The organism is Pseudomonas neuropathica (assembly GCF_015461835.1).
Taxonomy (GTDB): Bacteria; Pseudomonadota; Gammaproteobacteria; order Pseudomonadales; family Pseudomonadaceae; genus Aquipseudomonas; species Aquipseudomonas neuropathica.
Genome location: NZ_JACOPX010000012.1, coordinates 235,608 through 255,719 on the forward strand (window position 1 = coordinate 235,608; position 20,112 = coordinate 255,719).

The 20,112-nt window shown below is 57.9% G+C and carries 16 protein-coding genes; 8 read left to right on the forward strand and 8 right to left on the reverse strand.

The window, feature by feature from the left end; translation table 11 throughout:
- Positions 1–7: 7 nt before the first annotated feature.
- Together H8F23_RS19270 and gpmI are read right to left on the reverse strand one after the other, a co-directional pair.
- On the reverse strand, positions 8–1,294 hold the full coding sequence (locus tag H8F23_RS19270; protein WP_194935443.1) for a murein hydrolase activator EnvC family protein: 1,287 nt from the start codon (positions 1,292–1,294) through the stop codon (positions 8–10).
- A gap of 216 nt (positions 1,295–1,510) precedes the next feature.
- The gene (gpmI, locus tag H8F23_RS19275) at positions 1,511–3,040 is read right to left on the reverse strand and encodes a 2,3-bisphosphoglycerate-independent phosphoglycerate mutase (protein WP_194935444.1); all 1,530 of its coding nucleotides are present in this window, start codon (positions 3,038–3,040) and stop codon (positions 1,511–1,513) included.
- 153 nt (positions 3,041–3,193) lie between these two features.
- Between gpmI and H8F23_RS19280 the strand changes: the two genes are divergently transcribed.
- The 3 genes from H8F23_RS19280 to secB are packed head-to-tail and all read left to right on the forward strand — an operon-like array spanning position 3,194 to position 4,406.
- Positions 3,194–3,607 carry a rhodanese-like domain-containing protein gene (locus tag H8F23_RS19280; RefSeq protein ID WP_038359969.1) on the forward strand — a complete coding sequence of 138 codons (414 nt, stop codon included), beginning with the start codon at positions 3,194–3,196 and terminating at the stop codon, positions 3,605–3,607.
- A gap of 1 nt (position 3,608) precedes the next feature.
- Entirely contained in the window at positions 3,609–3,863 is a 255-nt protein-coding gene (grxC, locus tag H8F23_RS19285) for a glutaredoxin 3 (RefSeq protein WP_038359971.1), read from the forward strand.
- A gap of 57 nt (positions 3,864–3,920) precedes the next feature.
- Entirely contained in the window at positions 3,921–4,406 is a 486-nt protein-coding gene (secB, locus tag H8F23_RS19290; protein WP_007909233.1) for a protein-export chaperone SecB, read from the forward strand.
- Positions 4,407–4,529: 123 nt separating this feature from the next.
- On the opposite strand, the gene H8F23_RS19295 is transcribed toward secB, so the two are convergent.
- Positions 4,530–4,985 (reverse strand): tRNA (cytidine(34)-2'-O)-methyltransferase, encoded by a 456-nt coding sequence (locus H8F23_RS19295; protein WP_007909235.1) that lies wholly within the window; start codon positions 4,983–4,985, stop codon positions 4,530–4,532.
- On the opposite strand from H8F23_RS19295, the gene H8F23_RS19300 reads away from it, so the two are divergent.
- From H8F23_RS19300 to H8F23_RS19310, 3 genes are all read left to right on the forward strand, one after another.
- On the forward strand, positions 4,984–5,424 hold the full coding sequence (locus tag H8F23_RS19300; protein ID WP_194935445.1) for a hypothetical protein: 441 nt from the start codon (positions 4,984–4,986) through the stop codon (positions 5,422–5,424). The genes H8F23_RS19295 and H8F23_RS19300 overlap by 2 nt on opposite strands.
- 192 nt (positions 5,425–5,616) lie before the next feature.
- A complete protein-coding gene (locus H8F23_RS19305; RefSeq protein WP_228759294.1) occupies positions 5,617–7,638 on the forward strand; it encodes a leucine-rich repeat domain-containing protein in 2,022 nt (673 codons plus the stop codon).
- 111 nt (positions 7,639–7,749) lie between these two features.
- Positions 7,750–9,942: a leucine-rich repeat domain-containing protein gene (locus H8F23_RS19310; protein WP_194935446.1), complete on the forward strand. Its 2,193-nt coding sequence runs from the start codon at positions 7,750–7,752 to the stop codon at positions 9,940–9,942.
- A 632-nt stretch (positions 9,943–10,574) separates the two neighbouring features.
- On the opposite strand, the gene ntrC is transcribed toward H8F23_RS19310, so the two are convergent.
- From ntrC to glnA, 5 genes are all read right to left on the reverse strand, one after another.
- A complete protein-coding gene (gene ntrC, locus H8F23_RS19315) occupies positions 10,575–12,011 on the reverse strand; it encodes a nitrogen regulation protein NR(I) (protein WP_194935447.1) in 1,437 nt (478 codons plus the stop codon).
- A complete protein-coding gene (gene glnL / locus H8F23_RS19320) occupies positions 12,008–13,093 on the reverse strand; it encodes a nitrogen regulation protein NR(II) (RefSeq protein WP_095047169.1) in 1,086 nt (361 codons plus the stop codon). The genes ntrC and glnL overlap by 4 nt, the downstream gene beginning before the upstream one ends.
- A gap of 231 nt (positions 13,094–13,324) precedes the next feature.
- Complete coding sequence (locus tag H8F23_RS19325) at positions 13,325–13,948, reverse strand: DUF4124 domain-containing protein (protein ID WP_194935449.1); 624 nt, start codon at positions 13,946–13,948, stop codon at positions 13,325–13,327.
- Positions 13,945–14,457 (reverse strand): DUF4124 domain-containing protein, encoded by a 513-nt coding sequence (locus H8F23_RS19330; RefSeq protein ID WP_194935450.1) that lies wholly within the window; start codon positions 14,455–14,457, stop codon positions 13,945–13,947. Before H8F23_RS19330 ends, H8F23_RS19325 begins: the two co-directional genes overlap by 4 nt.
- A gap of 286 nt (positions 14,458–14,743) precedes the next feature.
- Positions 14,744–16,150 (reverse strand): type I glutamate--ammonia ligase, encoded by a 1,407-nt coding sequence (gene glnA / locus H8F23_RS19335; protein ID WP_007909254.1) that lies wholly within the window; start codon positions 16,148–16,150, stop codon positions 14,744–14,746.
- Between the two features lie 328 nt (positions 16,151–16,478).
- On the opposite strand from glnA, the gene thiI reads away from it, so the two are divergent.
- Both thiI and typA read left to right on the forward strand, forming a co-directional pair.
- The gene (gene thiI / locus H8F23_RS19340; RefSeq protein ID WP_095047172.1) at positions 16,479–17,933 is read left to right on the forward strand and encodes a tRNA uracil 4-sulfurtransferase ThiI; all 1,455 of its coding nucleotides are present in this window, start codon (positions 16,479–16,481) and stop codon (positions 17,931–17,933) included.
- 139 nt (positions 17,934–18,072) lie between these two features.
- Entirely contained in the window at positions 18,073–19,893 is a 1,821-nt protein-coding gene (gene typA / locus H8F23_RS19345; protein WP_034153003.1) for a translational GTPase TypA, read from the forward strand.
- The last annotated feature ends 219 nt before the right edge of the window (positions 19,894–20,112 follow it).

Below are 20,112 nucleotides of genomic sequence, written 5' to 3' on the forward strand. Positions count from 1 at the left end.
GGCACGCTTATCCTTGCGCGCGGCACCATTGTGCTGGATCACTCGGGTGACCCTGCTGACGAATTGCGAAATACAGCGCTGATGTGTCCTGGCCGCCACTGTTACCGACAGTGGAGATGGACTCACCGGCTTTAACCACGTCACCGGCCGACTTGAGCAGTGTCTGGTTGTGACCGTAAAGACTTAGAAAACCGTTGCCGTGGTCGAGGATGACCAGCAGCCCGGCGCCGCGCAGCCAGTCGGCGAACACCACGCGACCACCGTGTACGGCATGCACCTGGCTGCCGGCGGAGGCGCTGATCATTACGCCGTCCCACTTGGTGCGGGCGTCGTCGCCACGGGATTCGCCGAAGCGTGCCAACAATCGACCATCAACCGGCCAAGGAAGTTTTCCCCGGGTTGCAGCAAAAGGGCCACCGAAGGTCTCGCCGCTGCTGGAGACCAGCGCGCCGGGGGTCGATCTGGCGGGTTTTCGTGGGGCGTCGCTGTTTTCAGCCTGCGCCTCACGCAAACGCTTTTTTTCCGCTTCCTGCTGGGCGATCAGCGCTTTCTGCCGCGCTTCTTCTGCCTCACGGGCCTGGCGGGCCAGGGTTTCTTCAATGGTTTTAAGGACTTTAGACAGGTCTGCCTGATCTTGCTCGCGCGCGGCGAGTTTCTGGTCGCGGGCCTTCACGTCATCGTTAAGCTTGGCGAGCACTTGCTGGCGTTCCTTGCGGACATTTTCCAGTTCGTCGCGCTGGGTATCGAGGCTGCTTTTCTGTACCAGCAATTGCGCCTGTTGGGCGGCAATGTCTTTTTCGACATTGGCCAGTTGGCGCAGGGTTTCGTTGAAGTTCTTCAGCTGTTCCAGGCGGGCCTGGCTCAGGTAATCGTAATAGGTGAGGGTGCGGGCGAATTTCTCGGGATTCTGCTGGTTGAGCAGCAGCTTGAGGTATTCCTGCCGACCGTTCTGATAGGCCGCGCGGGCCTGAATGGCGATCAGTCGCTGCTGTTCAGTGCGCGCGCTCTGGAGTTTTTTTTTCTCTGCATCGAGTCGCTTCAGCTCGGATTCGCTTTTCTGCAGTTCTTTCTGCAGCGCGTCGACCTGCTTCTGCAGTTTACCCAGCTCGGTTTCAGTGCCCTTGAGCTCTTTCTGTACGCCGGACTTTTCTTCCTGGACTTTGCTCAGCAGCTTTTTCAGCTCGGCAATGTCCTGACGCGTGGCGTCCAACTGCTGTTGGGTTTGCGCGCGCTCGTCAGCGAAGGCCGGTTGGAGCAGGCAGGTCAGAGCGAGGGCGATCAGGACGCGGAGCATAGAGGCGGGCGGCACCAGGGTAATGGACGGCCTAGTATGCCCGCCCGAGGCTGCAAAAAAAACGCCCAATTGGGGCTGTGTGATAACTGGCCTGAAAAACACCACAAACCAATGTAGGAGTGAGCCTGCTCGCGAAAGCAGTGTGTCAGGCGACATCGCTGTCGACTGATCCACCGTATTCGCGAGCAGGCTCGCTCCCACAAGGTTAGGCGTGGTTTACACCAGAATCGAAGTGCCGGTCATTTCCGCCGGTTTTTCCAGGCCCAGCAGCTTCAGCATGGTTGGTGCCACGTCCGCCAGCACGCCGCCTTCACGGACCTTGAGGTCGCGCTTGCCGACGTAAATGAACGGTACCGGCTCGGTGGTGTGCGCGGTGTGCGCCTGGCCGGTGGATTCATCGGCCATTTGCTCGACGTTGCCGTGGTCAGCAGTGATCAGCGCTTCGCCGCCAACCTTCTCCAGCGCTTCGACAATGCGCCCGACGCAGGTATCAAGGCATTCCACAGCCTTCACTGCCGCGTCGAACACGCCGCTGTGGCCGACCATGTCGCCGTTGGCGTAGTTGACCACGATCACGTCGTAACGCTGGTTTTCGATGGCGTCGACGATGCGGTCGGTGACTTCCGGCGCGCTCATTTCCGGCTGCAAGTCATAAGTGGCGACTTTCGGCGATGGAATCAGGATGCGCTCTTCGCCCGGGAACGGTTCTTCACGACCGCCGGAGAAGAAGAAAGTCACGTGGGCGTATTTTTCGGTTTCAGCGATGCGCAACTGGGTTTTGCCGTTTTTCGCCAGATAGTCGCCGAGGACGTTTTCCAGGCTGCCCGGGGCGAACGCCGAGGGTGCAGGGATGCTCGCTGCGTATTGGGTCAACATCACAAAACCGGCCAGTTTCGGCTGGCGCGCGCGCTCGAAGTCTTTGAAGTCGTCTTCGACGAACACGCGGGTCAGCTCGCGGGCGCGGTCGGCGCGGAAGTTCATGAACACCACGGCGTCGCCGTCTTCGACTTTCACCGACTCGCCAATGGACGTTGCTTTGACGAATTCGTCGCTCTCGCCGCGAGCGTAAGCTGCATCCAGACCTTCCTGCGCAGTGGCGGCGTGGAATTCGCTGTTGCCGTCGACGATCAGGTTGTAGGCCTGAGCCACACGGTCCCAGCGGTTGTCACGGTCCATGGCGAAGTAGCGGCCGATGATGCTGGCGATGCGGCCCTTGCCCAGTGCCTGGAAGGTCGCATCGAGCAGTTCGATGGACGACGCAGCGCTTTTCGGTGGGGTGTCGCGGCCGTCAAGGAAAGCGTGCAGGTAGATTTTTTCGGCGCCGCGCTTGAAGGCCAGTTCGGCCATGGCGATCAGGTGATCCTGGTGGCTGTGCACGCCGCCATCGGAGAGCAGGCCCATGAAGTGCACGGCTTTGCCGGCGGCCACGGCTTTGTCCACAGCGGCGCAGATGGTCGGGTTCTCGAAGAACTCGCCGTCGCGGATCGCTTTGGTCACGCGGGTAAAGTCCTGATACACCACGCGGCCGGCGCCAAGGTTCATGTGACCGACTTCGGAGTTGCCCATCTGGCCGTCCGGCAGGCCGACGTCCATGCCGCTGCCCGAGATCAAGCCGTTGGGCACGGTAGCCCACAGGCGATCCAGAACAGGCTTCTTCGCCGCAAAAACGGCGTTGGATTCGGGGCTGTCGCTGTGACCGAAGCCGTCGAGAATCATCAGGACCAAAGGTTTAGGCGTGGTAGTCATGGAATCCACTCGTGGCTAATAAAGAAGAAGGCGATGGAAAAGGGAGTTGGAGTTTAAAGCTAAGTTCCGACCGCGTCACCGCCGGACGGGGTTTGGCCGACCATAGTGGCTGTGTATACTGGCCGACATTTTAACGCCCTGGAACCTCCTTCGATGGTTGCTCACCTGATTGAATTTGCCACTAACCACTACATTCTTGTCGGTATCTTCGTCGTACTGCTGGCTCTGCTGCTGGCGCACACGATGCAGGGCGGCGGTAAAAGCCTGAGCACCGGCGAGCTGACTGCACTGGTCAATAAAGACGCAGGCGTGGTGGTGGACATCCGTCCGGCCAAGGATTTCGCTGCCGGCCACATCGTTGGCGCGATCAACATTCCTCAGGACAAACTGGCTGCGCGCATCGCCGAGCTGGAAAAACACAAGGCCAAGACCATTATTCTGGTCGACGCCCTGGGCCAGACCGCCGGCACCCACGCCCGCGAGCTGATGAAATCCGGCTTCACCGCCGCCAAGCTGTCCGGCGGAATCTCCAGCTGGAAAGGCGACAACCTGCCGTTGGTGAAGTGATATGAGCGAAGTCATCGTCTACTCCAGCGATTACTGCCCTTATTGCTCGCGAGCCAAGTACCTGCTCGAGAACAAAGGCGTGGCCTTCAAAGAGATCAAGGTCGATGGCAAGCCGCAGGTGCGCGCTGAAATGACCCAGAAGGCGGGACGCACGTCCGTGCCGCAGATCTGGATCGGCAGCAAGCACATCGGCGGTTGTGACGATTTGTATGCCCTGGAGCGCGCCGGCAAGCTCGACGCGCTGCTCAAGGCCTGAACGGCTGCACCCACGTACAGCAATCCCTTAAAGACCCGAGATCAGAAAGGATCTGAGATGACTGACCAACAGAACACTGCAGCCAGCGAAGAAGAAACCGCACCGCAATTCTCCTTGCAGCGCATCTACGTACGCGACCTGTCCTTCGAAGCCCCGAAAAGCCCGGCGATCTTCCGCCAGCAGTGGGATCCGGCGGTCGCTCTGGATCTGAACACTCGTCAGAAAGCACTGGAAGGTGATTTCTACGAAGTCGTGCTTACCCTGTCCGTGACCGTGAAAAACGGTGAAGAAGTCGCCTTCATCGCTGAAGTGCAACAGGCCGGTATCTTCCTGATCAAGAACCTGGACGCGGCTTCGATGAGCCACACCCTGGGTGCGTTCTGCCCGAACATCCTGTTCCCGTACGCGCGCGAAACCCTGGACAGCCTGGTGACCCGTGGTTCGTTCCCGGCCCTGATGCTGGCCCCGGTGAACTTCGACGCCCTGTACGCGCAAGAGTTGCAGCGCATGCAGGAAAGCGGCGAGACGCCAACCGTTCAGTAAGACGGTTCAGCATCACCCCATGTGGGAGCGAGCCTGCTCGCGATAGCGGTCTGTCAGACACATCAATGTTGCCTGACACTCCGTAATCGCGAGCAGGCTCGCTCCCACATTTGTTTTGTGGTGTTACTTGAAGTCGTTTTGGCGCCAGGCTTCGTACACAGCGACCGCCACGGTGTTGGACAGGTTCAGGCTGCGGCAGCCTTCGCGCATCGGCAGGCGCAGGCGTTGTTCCGGCGGCAGCGCGTCGAGCACTTCCGGCGGCAGGCCACGGCTTTCCGGGCCGAAGATGAACGCATCGCCAGGAACAAACGCGGCATCATGAAACGGTCGCGAGCCCTTGGTGGTGAACGCAAACAATCGCGGGTTGCCCAGGCTTTCCAGGCAACTGGCCAGGTCCGCGTGACGCTGCAGCGTGGCATATTCGTGGTAATCGAGACCGGCACGGCGCAGGCGCTTGTCGTCCATCTCGAAGCCCAGCGGTTCGATCAAATGCAGGTGGCAGCCGCTGTTGGCGCACAGCCTGATAACGTTGCCGGTATTCGGCGGAATTTCTGGTTGAAAAAGGATGACGTGAAACATGCACGGCTCCGAAGGTAAAGATGAGCGGCATTCTACGCCGCCTGTGGACAACCGTTCGAAACTATTCCCGCGAGTCATCGGTTCGCTGGCGATTGTCGGCATGATGATCGGCTTGATGATCGGCCGTCTGACCACGCCGGACCCGACTGTGCTGCAGCAAGTCGAGGTCACGGAACAGGGGCTGGTGGTGTGGTTCAACAATGAGCCAAAGCTGCATGGCGAGATCATCGATGGCACGGTGGCGCTGCTGTTTCAGGCTGAAGGCCGGGCGCAGAAAGGTCAGCTCAAGCTCAATGGCAAAGACGTCAACTGGCGTACGCGCATGAGCGACGGCGGGTTGCTGCTGACGGTGCTGGCGGCGCGACCATTACAGGGAAGCTGGGCTGGCAGCAAGGTCGACGACCGCTGGCGGCTGGAGATTCGCTTGCAAACGGACTGATCGAAAACTGCCGACTCTCTCTCCTGTTCTCCTACGTTTCCTGGCGTTGTTTCTCACTGCGCCAGTCTGCCTTTCCTATCTCCTTCAAGACCTGTGCACGTTATCGTGCGCTCCTCTTTTAAGCCGGCAGGATGCCGATATTTTCGTCCGTCAGGTGAATGCCTGGGGCGACTTTTTCAAGGATGAAAAAACATGCCAGTAAAATCATCGCGCGGTGGCGGTGCTCACGTGGAAGGCCCCGGCAGCTCGAATCGGCCGGTGGAGGTGGACACTTCGCTCCCCGGTTCCTCAGGCCGCAGAGGCGTTGACTCGGGTACTACTCACTACAATCCGCAGCCGCCACCCGGGGGATCCGGCACTCCAGACATTGAAGCCGTCCATGCGGCTCCGGCTGTCGTCGTTCACACGGCCCCCGTTCAAACTCCTCGGCTGGCACCTCAACCGTCGCTGGATGATTACGTAATCCCCGTCCAGGCGTTACTTCCTGAAGTCAACGGCGAAGGTTTAAGGGTTTTTAACAATCGCCCCTACGCTGAGGTGTCCGATAGCGTTTTTGTTCCTGTCGCCGTGGATCCGAAGACTGGATTGCATCATGCCCGACGGCCAAGCGAGTTGCTTTTAGGCCCGGTGATGCTGCGTAACGCCGATAGCGGTCTTTGGTACCAGCGAACGCAGGTTGAGCCAACCACTCGAGCGCAGGTCCGTAGTTATCTTCCGGAGATGATCGATCAACACGTGGACGATTTCATTGCCCGGTTCGATGACAGGGACGTGGCGGAACTCGAGCTCAAGCGGATTCAGCTTGGTCTGGCGCAACTGGGTAGCGAACACGTCCATGTCCCGTCCCATGCCTACGCCATATTCCCCAAGATGCGTGAGGCAAATGACTTGTGGAACACGCTACGCCAACTCTACACGTGGCAAGGTCAGCCTGATCTGCGGGTCTATCGTGATGGGCAACTGTCGGGTTACAAGCTGGACGTCAATCTCATGCTATGGCCAGTCGACGAGCTGCTTTCATTGAAATTCAAATCAGTGGTTGAGCTTTCTTTAAGAGGAAATGCGCCGCTGAATACTGAGGTGTTTTTTGCACAATTTCCCAACATTGAAAGTCTGACGGTAACAAGCGAGCGATTCGCCACCGGGCGACATGTTTGGGATAACGCCGCCGGGCATTCTCAGTATGAGATTCTTCAGTCAAGACTCAATATCAATTCGCGCTTTGCGACGCTGTTGAACGGACTGCCCCGTTTACGAGTGCTGAGCCTGCAGGATTGTAATTTTCCCGCCCGGTTTTCGGTGAGCGGCATGACCGAATTGCAAGTGTTGAGGCTTGGTAACACATTAGGCATTCCGGATCTTGCTGGCGTGTTGAATGAATTGCCCAGTCCTTCGCGCTTACAGGTGCTTGATCTGCATCAGAATGATTCTTTGCTGGTGGCACCTGACGTTACCAGGATGACTGAGTTGCGTGTATTGGATCTGACAGGAACCGGAATAACCCGTCTCCCTGGTGGGCTTGATGCCGACAACGGGCTGTCAAGGCTGGAGGTATTGAGACTGGGCGACAATGCGCTTTCGGTCGCACCTTCACTCAAAGGAATGACTGCGCTGCAGGAGCTGGATCTTTCCAATGCACGGTTAGACAGATTTCCGGAGGGCATCACCCACGAGATTCCGGGGAAGGTGCTGGATCTGACGAACAATCGAATTACATCTATTCCCGAATCCATAGAACTCAGAGCCGGTTTCAAGCTCAGTGGCAATCCTGTTACCGATCCTTCTTCCTTGCGACGGCTGATCCACGCACGTATGGAAACGGGCACGGATATCTGGCTGGGAGAACCCAGTACTGACCGGTCGGCAAACCTTTGGCTGCGTAATGTGCCGCCCGGCCAGGATTTGACTGACAAACTGAAGCTTTGGGACAGCTTCGGCCCTGACTCGCGCCTGCAGGACGCGATCCGGCAACTGAGTCGAACACCGGAATTTCATGAAGCGTATCTGCTTTTGCAGCGGCGGGTCTGGTCGTTCCTTGAGATCTACAGCAAGCGCGGACCTGGCGAGCAGGCACGGCTCAACAGCATTTTGTTCACAGAGCCGAGTCCCGGAAAAATGCTCGACAGGCTGGAAGCCGAGATCCGGGAATATGACTCGGGGCGGCAAAATCCACCTCTGCATCATTTACCCAAGCGTCCGAGGCTCGATCCGTAAAGGTCTCGACGGGCAATGCCAAAGCGTGGCGCTCCATTGATCTCGGCAGGATGCCAAACCCTTCGTCCCTTGCACGAATGCCAGAGGCGACTTTTCAAGGATGAAAAAAACATGCCAGTAAAACCACCTACCGGTAGCGGTACCCCCGTGAAAGTGAACCCTTCCACCCGTCCGAATCGACCGGTGGAGGTAGAGATTTCGCTTCCCGGTTCATCGGGCCGCAGAGGTTCCGGTTCAGGTAACTTTCCAGATCCACTGCCGCGAGCGCCATCGCCCAGTGCCATGGACCCGGATGCCACTCCTGCGGCTCCGGCTGTTTTGGTTCGCGCTGGCCCCGTTGAAATCCGTCCCTCATCCCCTGAGTTGTCGCTGGAAAGTTACCTACTCGACCCCGGGGTGACGGTGCCAACTGGACCCGACTCAGAAGGTCTGCGGATTTTTGATAACCGCACTTACGTCGACGTGGCCGGCGGACGCATTGCTCCTGTCGGACTGGATCCGGATTCGGGATTGCATCGGGCACGCAAACTGAACCGATTGCTTTTAGGTCCGGTGATGCTGCGCGAAACCGAAAGCGGCCTTTGGTACGTGCGTGAAGTCGTTGAACCCACTACCCGGGCGCAGGTAAAAAAATACTTTCCGGAGGCGACCGACCAACACGCGGATGATTTCATCGCCCGGTTCGGCGACAGGGATGCGGCAGAGGTAAAACTCAAGGGACTTCAGCTTGGGCTTGTTCAGATGCACCAAGAGATCAGCGCTTGGGAGGCCACCTACAAGGGCAGCGACGACCACGAGCGCAACAGGCGACTTGCGATAGGGGAAAAATTTCGTCGGTTGTATAAATGGCAAGGTGACGAAAACGAGAAAGTCTACCGGGACGGGCGGCTGCTGGGCTTTGAGTTGGAGCTCAATCTTGGGACTCGCGCCAATCTGAATCTGCCGATTTTTTCGAAACGACTGGACTCGGTGGTTTCTCTAAGCCTGAAGGGAAGTGTTGTCCGTAATCTGGGAGATTTTCTGTCTACGTTTTCTCATGTTGAAACCCTCAAATTGAAGGAATTTGGCATACGCGGTAAAGAGTTACTGGATGCTATCGCCATGGTTTCAGAGTTAAGAACCCTGAGTATTCAGCACACCAATCTAAGGCCGCTGCCTCCCGCTGAATTGCAGTTCAAAGTGTTGCCCCGTTTACAAGAGCTGGATCTGGGCGACTGCACCATACAATCTGCTCTGTCAGTGTCCGGCATGACGGAGTTGCGAGTGTTGAAGGTCAGTAACTCTTATTTGCTTCATTTGCCTGAAGGACTGAACGACTTGGCCTTGCGCTCGCGTTTGCGAGTGCTGGATCTGCATGGTGATCGATATCTGCAAGGGGACGTAATGCTGTCCGGTATGTCCGAGCTACGGGTACTGGATTTGTCGGGTACTAACTTAAGTCCGGAGTTCGGTGGATTCGATTCCCAGGCCGGGCCATTGCCGTTAGAGGTATTGAGGCTTGCGAGCATTCCGTTGCGCGATGCACCGTCGCTCATGGCAATGCCTGCGTTACGGGAGCTGGATCTTTCGCACACCCTGATAAAACAGCTGCCTGTCGGGCTGGTGGCGGAGGGAGGGCTGTCGCGGCTGGAGGTGTTGAAACTCAATGGCAATCCTCTGACTTCCGTGCCGACGCTGGAAGGCATGACCGCGCTGCGGGAGATTGATCTGAGTTATACCGGAATAGACAGGTTTCCAGAGGGTGTCACGCGGGAGATTCCCAAGGAGAACTTGCGTCTCTCGAATAATCTGATTAAGTCGATCCCCGACACCATCGAACTCAGGCTGGGTTTTGAACTGATTAACAACCCGATATCCGACCCGGCTTCGCTTCGGCGACTAATGACGGCACGACGACAAACAGGCGCTGACATTTGGCTGGGGCGGGAGCTGCCGAACTATCCTCTGCGGATTGATCACTGGATGAAAGATGTACCCGCGGAGCAGTTTCAGGAAAAGCATGATCTTTGGGAGTGGTTTAAACAGGATCCTCAACACTCGAAAATCACCTCGAGCATGGCAAAACTGACCAGAACGCCTGAATACCAGATTGAACATTCATCTTTGCAGCTTCGGGTCTGGATCTTGCTCAATAACTACAAGAAAGCCGACCCGGTTGTTCAGGAGCTAGCAAGAACAATTGGAATTTTCGAGAGTAGTCCCGCAAAAATGCTGAACAGGATGGAGGATGAAATACGCAAACATCGCGAAGGCGGCGATCCCGCCGCTGCATTGCCCAAGCGTCCTCGATTGACACCGGGCTGAACGCCTCGCCATTAGGTGTAAAAGCGGGAATCCCTGACCTGCCTGTATCAGGGTTCCCAAAACGGGGTGGACTTCGCTAGCAGCGTCGGTCCGGTATAAAGAGGGAACCCCCGGCCTGCCTGTACCAAGGATCCCAAAAGGGTGGGCTCGTCGCGTTGCGGCATGAGCCCGATGTAAAGAGGGGAATCCCCGGCCTGCCTGTACCAAGGTCCCCGAAACGGGTGGTGAAACGAATCACCTGTAAGAGGTATTGCAGGGGGCGTGCCAGGTTTTCATTTGCTGAAACAAAAAAGCTGATCAGAGACATCAAAGCCCCGAAATTCGGGGCTTTGGTGTTTCTGGATAGTCGGTTTTTCAGTGTTCTGAGAAGTGAATGAGGCGATCCGGCTGTGCGCGATCGCGGGTCATTGTGCATTGATGCGGTGCACGGTGGCCCCTCACCCTAACCCTCCCGAAACGTCGGACCGCCCATAGGGAGAGGGAACTGACCGAGTTGCTGGTTCAAGTTACGCCGACCTGAAATATTGAGCCGGACTCAGGTTTCGAAAACATCCGGGATCTGCGCCCTCTCCCTCTGGGAGAGGGGCTGGGATGGATCCTGAGCACGCAGCAATCCTCAAGCGAACAATTCGTTAACCCTCATCCCCCTCATCATCATCCCCGCCATCAACCTTCATCCCCAATTCCTTGATCTTGCGCGTCAGGGTATTACGCCCCCAACCGAGCAAAATCGCGGCATCACGCCGACGCCCGGCGGTGTGCTTCAACGCCGTCTCGATCATGATCCGTTCAAATGCCGGCACTGCGCTGTCGAGCAAACTCGACTGGCCACGCGCCAAGGCCTGGTCGGCCCACTGACGCAGTGCTTGCTCCCAATTGGTCACTGGCGCCGAGTCCTGCGGCAGGTTCAGCAGTTCTGGCGGCAGGTCGCTGATGTGCACTTCGCGCCCGGACGCCATTACCGTGATCCAGCGGCACGTATTCTCCAACTGACGTACGTTGCCGCCCCACGGCAGGTTCTTCAGGTATTCCTCGGTCTCGCTCTTCAGCAGCTTCGGTTCCACCGCCAGTTCTTGCGCAGCGCGGCTGAGGAAGTGCTTGGCCAGGGTCGGGATGTCCTCACGACGATCGGAGAGGCGCGGGATGTGGATACGGATTACGTTGAGGCGGTGGAACAAGTCCTCGCGGAACTTGCCGGCGTGCACCAGGGTTTCCAGATTCTGGTGCGTCGCGGCGATGATGCGCACATCGACTTTGACCGGCACGTGGCCGCCCACACGATAGAATTCGCCATCGGCGAGAACCCGTAGCAAACGGGTTTGGGTGTCGGCCGGCATATCACCGATTTCATCGAGGAACAGTGTGCCGCCGTCGGCCTGTTCGAAACGTCCGCGACGCAAATTTGCTGCGCCGGTGAACGCGCCTTTCTCATGGCCGAACAGCTCGGATTCCATCAGATCCTTGGGGATCGCCGCCATGTTCAGCGCGATGAATGGCGAGGCCGCGCGCGGACTGTGGCGGTGCAGGGCGTGGGCCACCAGTTCTTTACCGGTACCGGATTCGCCGTTGATCAACACGGTAATGTTGGAGTGGCTCAAGCGGCCGATGGCGCGAAACACTTCCTGCATCGCCGGCGCTTCGCCGATGATTTCCGGGGTGCGCGTCAGTGCCGGCACCACTTCCAGGCCTTGCTGTTCTTGTGCGTGCTGGTTCGCACGTTTGACCAGCGAGACCGCCTCATCGACGTCGAACGGCTTCGGCAGGTACTCGAACGCGCCGCCCTGATACGAGGCGACAGCGCTGTCCAGATCGGAGTGAGCGGTCATGATGATGACCGGCAACCGTGGGTGCTGCTCGCGAATCCGCGCCAACAAATCCAGACCGCTGGCACCGGGCATGCGAATGTCGGAAATGATCACGTCTGGCTGCTGACGGGCCAGGCGACTCATCACGCCATCGGCGCTGTCGAAACTCTGGGTGGTCATGCCTTCCTGCTGCAAGGCCTTTTCCAGAACCCAACGGATAGAACGGTCGTCATCGACGATCCACACGGTTTCACTACGGCTCATGTCGATGTGGCTCCTTGTTCCAGTGGCAGAAAGATCGAGAAGGTGGTGTGGCCTGGATGGCTGTCACACTCGATCAGGCCCTGGTGCTGGCTGATGATGTTCTGGGTAATGGCCAGGCCGAGTCCGGTACCGTCCGGGCGTCCGCTGACCATGGGAAAGAAAATGGTTTCCTGAAGTTCCGCCGGGATCCCCGGGCCGTTGTCGATGATTTCGATCTTGGTCACCAGACGATGGCGGACGTGGCCGATGGTGAACTGGCGCATGGTCCGGGTGCGCAGGCTGATGCGGCCAAGGCGCAGCTCGTTCTGGCTGCTGATCGCTTGCATCGCGTTGCGCACAATGTTCAGTACGGCTTGAATCATTTGTTCGCGGTCTATCAATACGTCGGGAATGCTTGGGTCGTAATCGCGCACCAAGGTGATGCAGCCCTGGCTTTCCGCTTCGACCAGTTGGCAGACGCGCTCCAGCACTTCGTGGACGTTGCACATCGCCAGCGACGGCAGCTTGTTCGAGCCAAGCATGCGGTCGACCAGATTGCGCAGGCGGTCGGCCTCTTCAATGATCACGTTGGTGTAGTCGCGCAGGCTTTCTTCCGGCAGCTCGCGGGCCAGCAGTTGCGCGGCGCCACGGATGCCGCCGAGCGGGTTCTTGATCTCGTGAGCGAGGCCACGCACCAGCATCTTGCTGGTTTCCTGCTTGGACAGCTGCGCCTCCTCCTTGGTAATCCGCAGCAGCCGGTCACGCGGATGGACCTCCAGCAGGAGCATGGTCGCGCCATTGCTGAGGATTGGCGTCACCGCGTAATCCACGGTCAACGTCTGGCCGGTGAGGGCGGTGAGCATCGCTTCGCGCTTGGTGAACGGGTGCGCCTGCTCTACCGCTTGGCGCAAGGAATTCAGCGCTTCTGTGGATTCAGTGAACAGCTCGCTGATGAACTGTCCATGGCTGCGCTGCCCGCTGATGGCGAGGAGCATCTCCGCCGCCGGGTTCATGTACTCAAGGCGCAATTCGGCGTCGAGCAGGATGGTGGCGGTGGTCAGGTTGTCGAGCAGCAAACGGTGGATTGCGTCGCTAATAGTCATCAGAGCCTCTTTTGGGGGCGGAGCGTGCGCAAGTAACAAGCGTCGGTATCGGGAAAATGCAAAAACCAAACCAAGGCTCCGAAAAGAAGCGTTCAACCCATGAAACAGGCGTTTGACGCTCTTTTGCGTGGCAGTCGGCCAGCTATCGCGGGTACTTTCGAACCAAAATGGGTTGAGTTATGGGTACGGTGCAGCCTGCTGCACCAATATAGTGCGCAAAGCTGAATGGCGTTAGAAGAAACGCAGAAAGGGGTTTTTCGGCTCGGGCGGTTTGTCTTTCAAAGGGCATTCCGGACGGACGCCGTAGTCGTCGGTGGTGCAGGGTTTGACCTGGCGTTTCTGTGCAAGGGAGATGCGTAGCATGTGGAAGGGCTGGTTGGCAGTGCGTTCCACCGTGCGCCCTTCGGCGTCGAGGATTTCCACCGAAAGATTGTGGCTGCCACGATCGATGTTGTTTAGCGGGAAGACCGGGCTCAGCCCCGGTTCGCCGGTGGCTTGGCCATCCAGCAGCAGTCGATAACGATGACCTTTTTGCAGGCCCGGTTCGCTGGTGACGCTGACGATGATTTCGCCGGCGCTGCTGCGAATCGTTGCATCGGGTTCAGGTACCAGAATGCGCAGCATGTCGTAGTGGAAGGGTGGTTGCTCTGGGGTTTTTTTTGCAGTTGTGATTGGCACGGCGACGGTGGGGTTTGCGGACATGCGATTGCTGTTCGCGATCGGTACGCGCTTGGCATTGCCACGCGGCTGGTCGGTGTAGACGCGATTGCCTTGGGCATCGATATAAGTGAACACCTCAGCCGATGCTTGCAGCGTGAGCAGCGCCAGCACCGCGATCAGCCACGCACGAATCATGGCTTGTGCACCCGCTGTACGCTGAGAGGGACTGGCGCGCTCTGCTGGATGACCGTCTGCCCGTCAATCACCTGAACCGCTAGACGATGTTCGCCGCGATCAACGTTCACCAATTGCAGGATCGGCACGTTGCTCGGCTGGCCGTAAGGCTCATCGTCCAATACCAGCCTTAACTGATGCGGCGGTTGCAGGCGCGGCTTGATCAGTACGTTGACGGTGAACGTGCCGTTATTGGCGCGTAGGGCCTCTTCGGTGGGCAGGCCAGCGAGTTCAAGAATGTCGTAGGCGTTGCGCACAGGCTCACGGGTTTCGGTGCTGGATGCAGGCGGTGTGCTCGGTGTCTGCGGCTCGACACTGTTAAGTGGCGGCAGCTCCACCGGCTGCGCCTGCACACCATCGGGCGAGTGATCGCTGTAGACCGTGTTGCCGTTGGCGTCGGTGTACTTGTAGATCTGCGCGGCGGCGGGCAGGGCGATCACCAGCAATATGTAGAGAAAGGTGCGACCCATGAAATCAACCGGGATTGAAAGCGATGGGGTGCAGCATAGGCCAGACGCGGCAGTTGGCCCAATCCGGCACACATCCGGAGATCATTCAGACACCACAATTCCTCCGTAGGAGTGAGCCTGCTCGCGATGGCGTCGTGTCAGTCAGCATTACCTCCAATGATCCACCGCTATCGCGAGCAGGCTCACTCCTACAGGGATCCTGGTCGACCTTAAAATCCGGGCAATAAAAAAGGCCTCCCGAAGGAGGCCTCTTTCACTCACGCCGCGGTAACGCAGCGCTACCGGATCAGCAGCTGTAGTACAGCTCATATTCCAGTGGGTGTACGAAGGTGCGAACCTTGATTTCTTCTTCCGATTTCAGCGCGATGTAAGCGTCGATGAAGTCGTCGGAGAACACGCCGCCCTTGGTCAGGAACGCGCGGCCCTTGTCCAGCTCTTCCAGGGCTTCTTTCAGGCTGCCGCAAACTTGTGGAATCTCTTTCGCCTCTTCAGGCGGCAGGTCGTACAGGTTTTTGTCAGCTGCGTCGCCTGGGTGGATCTTGTTCTGGATACCGTCCAGACCGGCCATCAGCAGAGCTGCGAAGGCCAGGTACGGGTTGGCAGCCGGATCCGGGAAGCGTGCTTCGATACGGCGGGCTTTCGGGCTCGACACGTAAGGAATACGGATCGAAGCGGAACGGTTGCGAGCCGAGTAGGCCAGCATTACCGGAGCTTCAAAGCCTGGTACCAGACGCTTGTAGGAGTTGGTCGCCGGGTTGGTGAAGCCGTTCAGGGCCTTACCGTGTTTGATGATGCCGCCGATGAAGTACAGAGCGGTATCGGACAGACCGGCATAGCCTTCACCGGCGAAGGTGTTCTTGCCGTCTTTCCAGATCGACATGTGTACGTGCATGCCCGAACCGTTGTCGCCGTACAGTGGCTTCGGCATGAAGGTCGCAGTGCGGCCGTAAGCGTCAGCAACGTTGTGCACAACATACTTCAGGGTTTGGGTTTCGTCGGCTTTCTTCACCAGAGTGTTGAACTTGACGCCGATTTCGTTCTGGCCGGCAGTCGCCACTTCGTGGTGGTGAACTTCGACGGTCAGGCCCATTTCTTCCAGTGCGTTGCACATGGAGGTACGGATTTCGTGGTCGTGGTCGAACGGCGGAACCGGGAAGTAGCCGCCTTTGACGCCTGGACGGTGACCTTTGTTGCCACCTTCGATGTCCTGGTCGGACATCCACGAACCTTGCTCGGAGTAGATCTTGAACATCGAGCCGGAGATGTCCGACTTGAATTTCACCGAGTCAAAGATGAAGAACTCAGGCTCCGGACCGGCGAACACGGTGTCACCGATACCGGTGGCTTTCAGGTGTTCTTCGGCGCGCTTGGCGATCGCACGTGGGTCGCGGTCGTAGCCTTGCATGCTCGAAGGTTCGATGATGTCGCACACCAGGATCAGGGTGGCGTCTTCGGTGAACGGGTCGAGAACGGCAGTTTCGTCAACCGGCATCAGGATCATGTCGGAGGCTTCGATGCCTTTCCAGCCAGCAATGGAGGAACCGTCGAACATCTTGCCGACTTCGAAGAAGTCTTCATCCAGCGCATCGCGAGCCGGCATGGTCACGTGGTGCTGAGTGCCTTTGGTGTCCGTGAAGCGCAGATCAATCCACTTGACGTCATGATCTTTGATGAGTTGAACCGTCTTCGACATATGTCCTCCGGGTGGCTTCGGGCTTGGTAGTGGATGCCCTTGAATTTGGGTGATGCCGGCGCGAATACTCTGCCAAGGCAACCTGCCTCACAAGGGAGCAAATTGCATGCCAGTGCCCCAGCATGGGTTTTTTGCCCCAAATTCACGCTTATAAAGGTGCAAAGCACCTGAATGTGGAAAATCTCGCCCTCTAATGTAGCGTCTCGAGTCAGAAATGACCTGTTTTGGTGCGCGCAAAACCTTCTGCACATTAACTGGTTAAACCTTGAGCAATTTCCGCTATAATCCGCGCCCCCCTTTTTCGGCTGGCCGTTCGCGCGCTGTTTTCATGAAACTAATCGTAAAAGTCTTCCCCGAGATCACCATCAAAAGCCGACCTGTCCGGACGAAGTTCATCCGCCAGCTGGCCAAGAACATCCGCACCGTGCTCCGTGACCTGGACCCGGCCGTGGTGGTGAACGGTGTGTGGGACAATCTCGAGCTGGAAACCCGCGTTACCGACCCCAAAGCCTTGAAGGAGATGGGTGAGCGCCTGACCTGCATGCCGGGCATCGCGCACTTTTTGCAGATCGACGAGTACCCGCTGGGCGACTTCGACGACATCACCGAGAAGTGCAAACAGCACTACGGCGATGCACTGGCCGGGAAGATTTTCTCGGTGCGCTGCAAACGTGCGGGCAAGCACACCTTCAGCTCGATGGACGTCGAAAAATACGTCGGCAGCAAGCTGCGCCGTGAGTGCGGTGCTGCCGGTATCGACCTGAAAGCACCGGAAATCGAAGTCCGCATCGAAGTTCGCGACAAACGGTTGTTTGTGATTCACAGCCAGCACAACGGCATCGGCGGTTACCCGCTCGGTGCGTTGGAGCAGACGCTGGTATTGATGTCCGGCGGCTTTGACTCGACCGTTGCGGCGTACCAGATCATTCGTCGCGGCCTGATGACGCACTTCTGCTTCTTCAATCTGGGTGGTCGTGCCCATGAATTGGGCGTGATGGAAGTCGCGCATTTCATCTGGAAGAAGTACGGCAGCTCGCAACGCGTGCTATTTGTCAGTGTTCCGTTCGAAGAAGTGTTGGGCGAAATTCTTGGCAAAGTCGATAACAGTCATATGGGCGTCGTATTGAAGCGTATGATGTTGCGCGCGGCTTCCAACATCGCCGATCGCCTGCACATCGAAGCGCTGGTCACCGGCGAGGCGATCTCCCAGGTGTCGAGCCAGACCCTGCCGAACCTGTCGGTGATCGACTGCGTGACCGACAAGCTGGTCCTGCGTCCGCTGATCGTGGCGCACAAGCAGGACATCATCGACACGGCCAACGAGATCGGCACCGCCGATTTCGCCCGGCACATGCCGGAGTACTGCGGGGTCATTTCGGTCAATCCGAAGACGGCCGCCAAACGCGGTCGCGTTGAGCACGAAGAGAAAGAATTCGACATGGCGGTGCTCGAGCGAGCGCTCGAAAACGCCAAACTGGTGCCGATCGATCGGGTGATCGACGAATTGGGCCAGGACGTACAGATTGAAGAAGTCAGCGAAGCACTGGCCGGTCAGATCGTGATCGACATCCGTCACCCGGATGCCGCCGAGGATGAGCCGCTGGAACTCGCTGGCGTAGAAGTACAGACGATGCCGTTCTACGCAGTGAACGCTCGTTTCAAGGAGCTGGATCCGACTCGCCAGTACCTGCTGTATTGCGACAAAGGCGTGATGAGTCGCCTGCATGCTCACCATTTGCTCAGTGAGGGGCATGCCAATGTGCGCGTTTATCGACCGAGCTAAGTGCCCGGGGCTGTTTGCCTGTGGCCTGCGTCACCGGCCCCCCGACACCGCCGTCAAGCTGTAACGGCCATGCCGGACACTACTGCTAATCGCTGCCAAGACTTGTCAGCAAACCGAATCCTCTGATCGAGATACACAAGTGATCGAAAATCTACGCAACATCGCCATCATTGCCCACGTTGACCATGGTAAGACCACCCTGGTAGACAAACTCCTGCGTCAATCCGGCACCCTGGAGCGCAACGAGCTCAACGACGAGCGCGTGATGGACTCCAACGACCAGGAAAAAGAGCGCGGTATTACCATTCTGGCGAAAAACACCGCCATCAACTGGAACGGCTACCACATCAACATCGTGGACACCCCGGGCCACGCCGACTTCGGCGGCGAAGTTGAACGTGTAATGTCGATGGTTGACTCCGTTCTGCTGCTGGTTGACGCTCAAGACGGCCCTATGCCGCAAACCCGTTTCGTGACCAAGAAGGCTTTCGAAGCCGGCCTGCGTCCAATCGTGGTAATCAACAAGGTTGACCGTCCAGGCGCGCGTCCGGACTGGGTTCTGGACCAGATCTTCGACCTGTTCGACAACCTCGGTGCGACCGAAGAACAACTGGACTTCCAGGTTGTTTACGCTTCGGCCCTGAACGGCATTGCCGGTCTGGATCACACCGCCATGGCGGAAGACATGACTCCGCTGTACCAAGCGGTAGTCGACCACGTTCCGCCTCCGGCCGTTGACCGTGACGGCGCGTTCCAGATGCAGATCTCCGCTCTGGACTACAACAGCTTCCTGGGTGTTATCGGCGTTGGCCGTATCGCTCGTGGCCGCGTCAAGCCGAACACCCCGGTTGTGGCGATCGGTGCCGACGGCAAGCGTCGCAACGGCCGTATCCTGAAACTGATGGGTCACCACGGTCTGCACCGCATTGACGTTGAAGAAGCTGCAGCAGGCGATATCGTTTGCATCAGCGGTATGGACTCGCTGTTCATCTCCGACACCCTGTGCCACCCGGACACTGTCGAGGCGATGAAGCCTCTGACCGTTGACGAGCCAACCGTTTCGATGACCTTCCAGGTAAACGACTCGCCATTCTGCGGTAAAGAAGGCAAGTTCGTGACGTCCCGTAACATCAAGGACCGTCTGGACAAAGAGCTGCTGTACAACGTTGCACTGCGCGTTGAAGAAGGCGACACCGCTGACAAGTTCAAGGTTTCCGGCCGTGGTGAGCTGCACCTCTCGGTACTGATCGAAACCATGCGTCGCGAAGGCTTCGAGCTGGCCCTGGGCCGTCCTGAAGTAATCATTCGTGAAGTGAACGGCGTTAAACAAGAACCGTTCGAAAACGTGACCATCGACATCCCTGAAGAAGCTCAGGGCAAGGTCATGGAAGAGATGGGTCTGCGTAAAGGCGACCTGAGCAACATGGTGCCGGATGGCAAGGGCCGTGTTCGTCTGGAATACAACATCCCTGCTCGCGGTCTGATCGGTTTCCGTAACCAGTTCCTGACCCTGACCAACGGTGCTGGCATCCTGACCTCGATCTTCGATCGCTACGACACCGTCAAGTCGGGCCACATGTCCGGCCGTCAGAACGGCGTTCTGGTTTCGGTTGAGACCGGCAAGGCACTGACCTACTCGCTGGAAACCCTGCAGGCTCGTGGCAAGCTGTTCGTAGAACACGGCCAGGAAATCTACAACGGTCAAATCGTTGGTCAGAACAGCCGCGACAACGACCTGGGTGTAAACCCGACCAAAGGCAAGAAGCTCGACAACATGCGTGCTTCGGGTAAAGACGAAACCATCGCTCTGGTACCACCTGTTCGCTTCACTCTGGAACAGGCTCTGGAATACATCCAGGAAGACGAGCTGTGCGAAGTCACTCCTAAGTCCATCCGTCTTCGCAAGAAGATCCTGGACGAAAGCGAGCGTACCCGCGCTGCCAAGAAAGCCAAGGCGTAACTTAGCCCGCGCTTGAAAAAACGCCCCCGGTCGCGAGACCGGGGGCGTTTTTGTTTGTCTGGGGGAAATGCAGGTTGGGTTTTGAAGATCAAAAGCCCCTCACTGTAGAGACCGGTACATCCTTTACAAATTAGACCGGGGACATCGTTTACACCTTTACAGGCTTGAAACGCGTTTGGCGCCGCTTTCAAGCCTGCCTAAACAGTGGCTGCAAAGGTA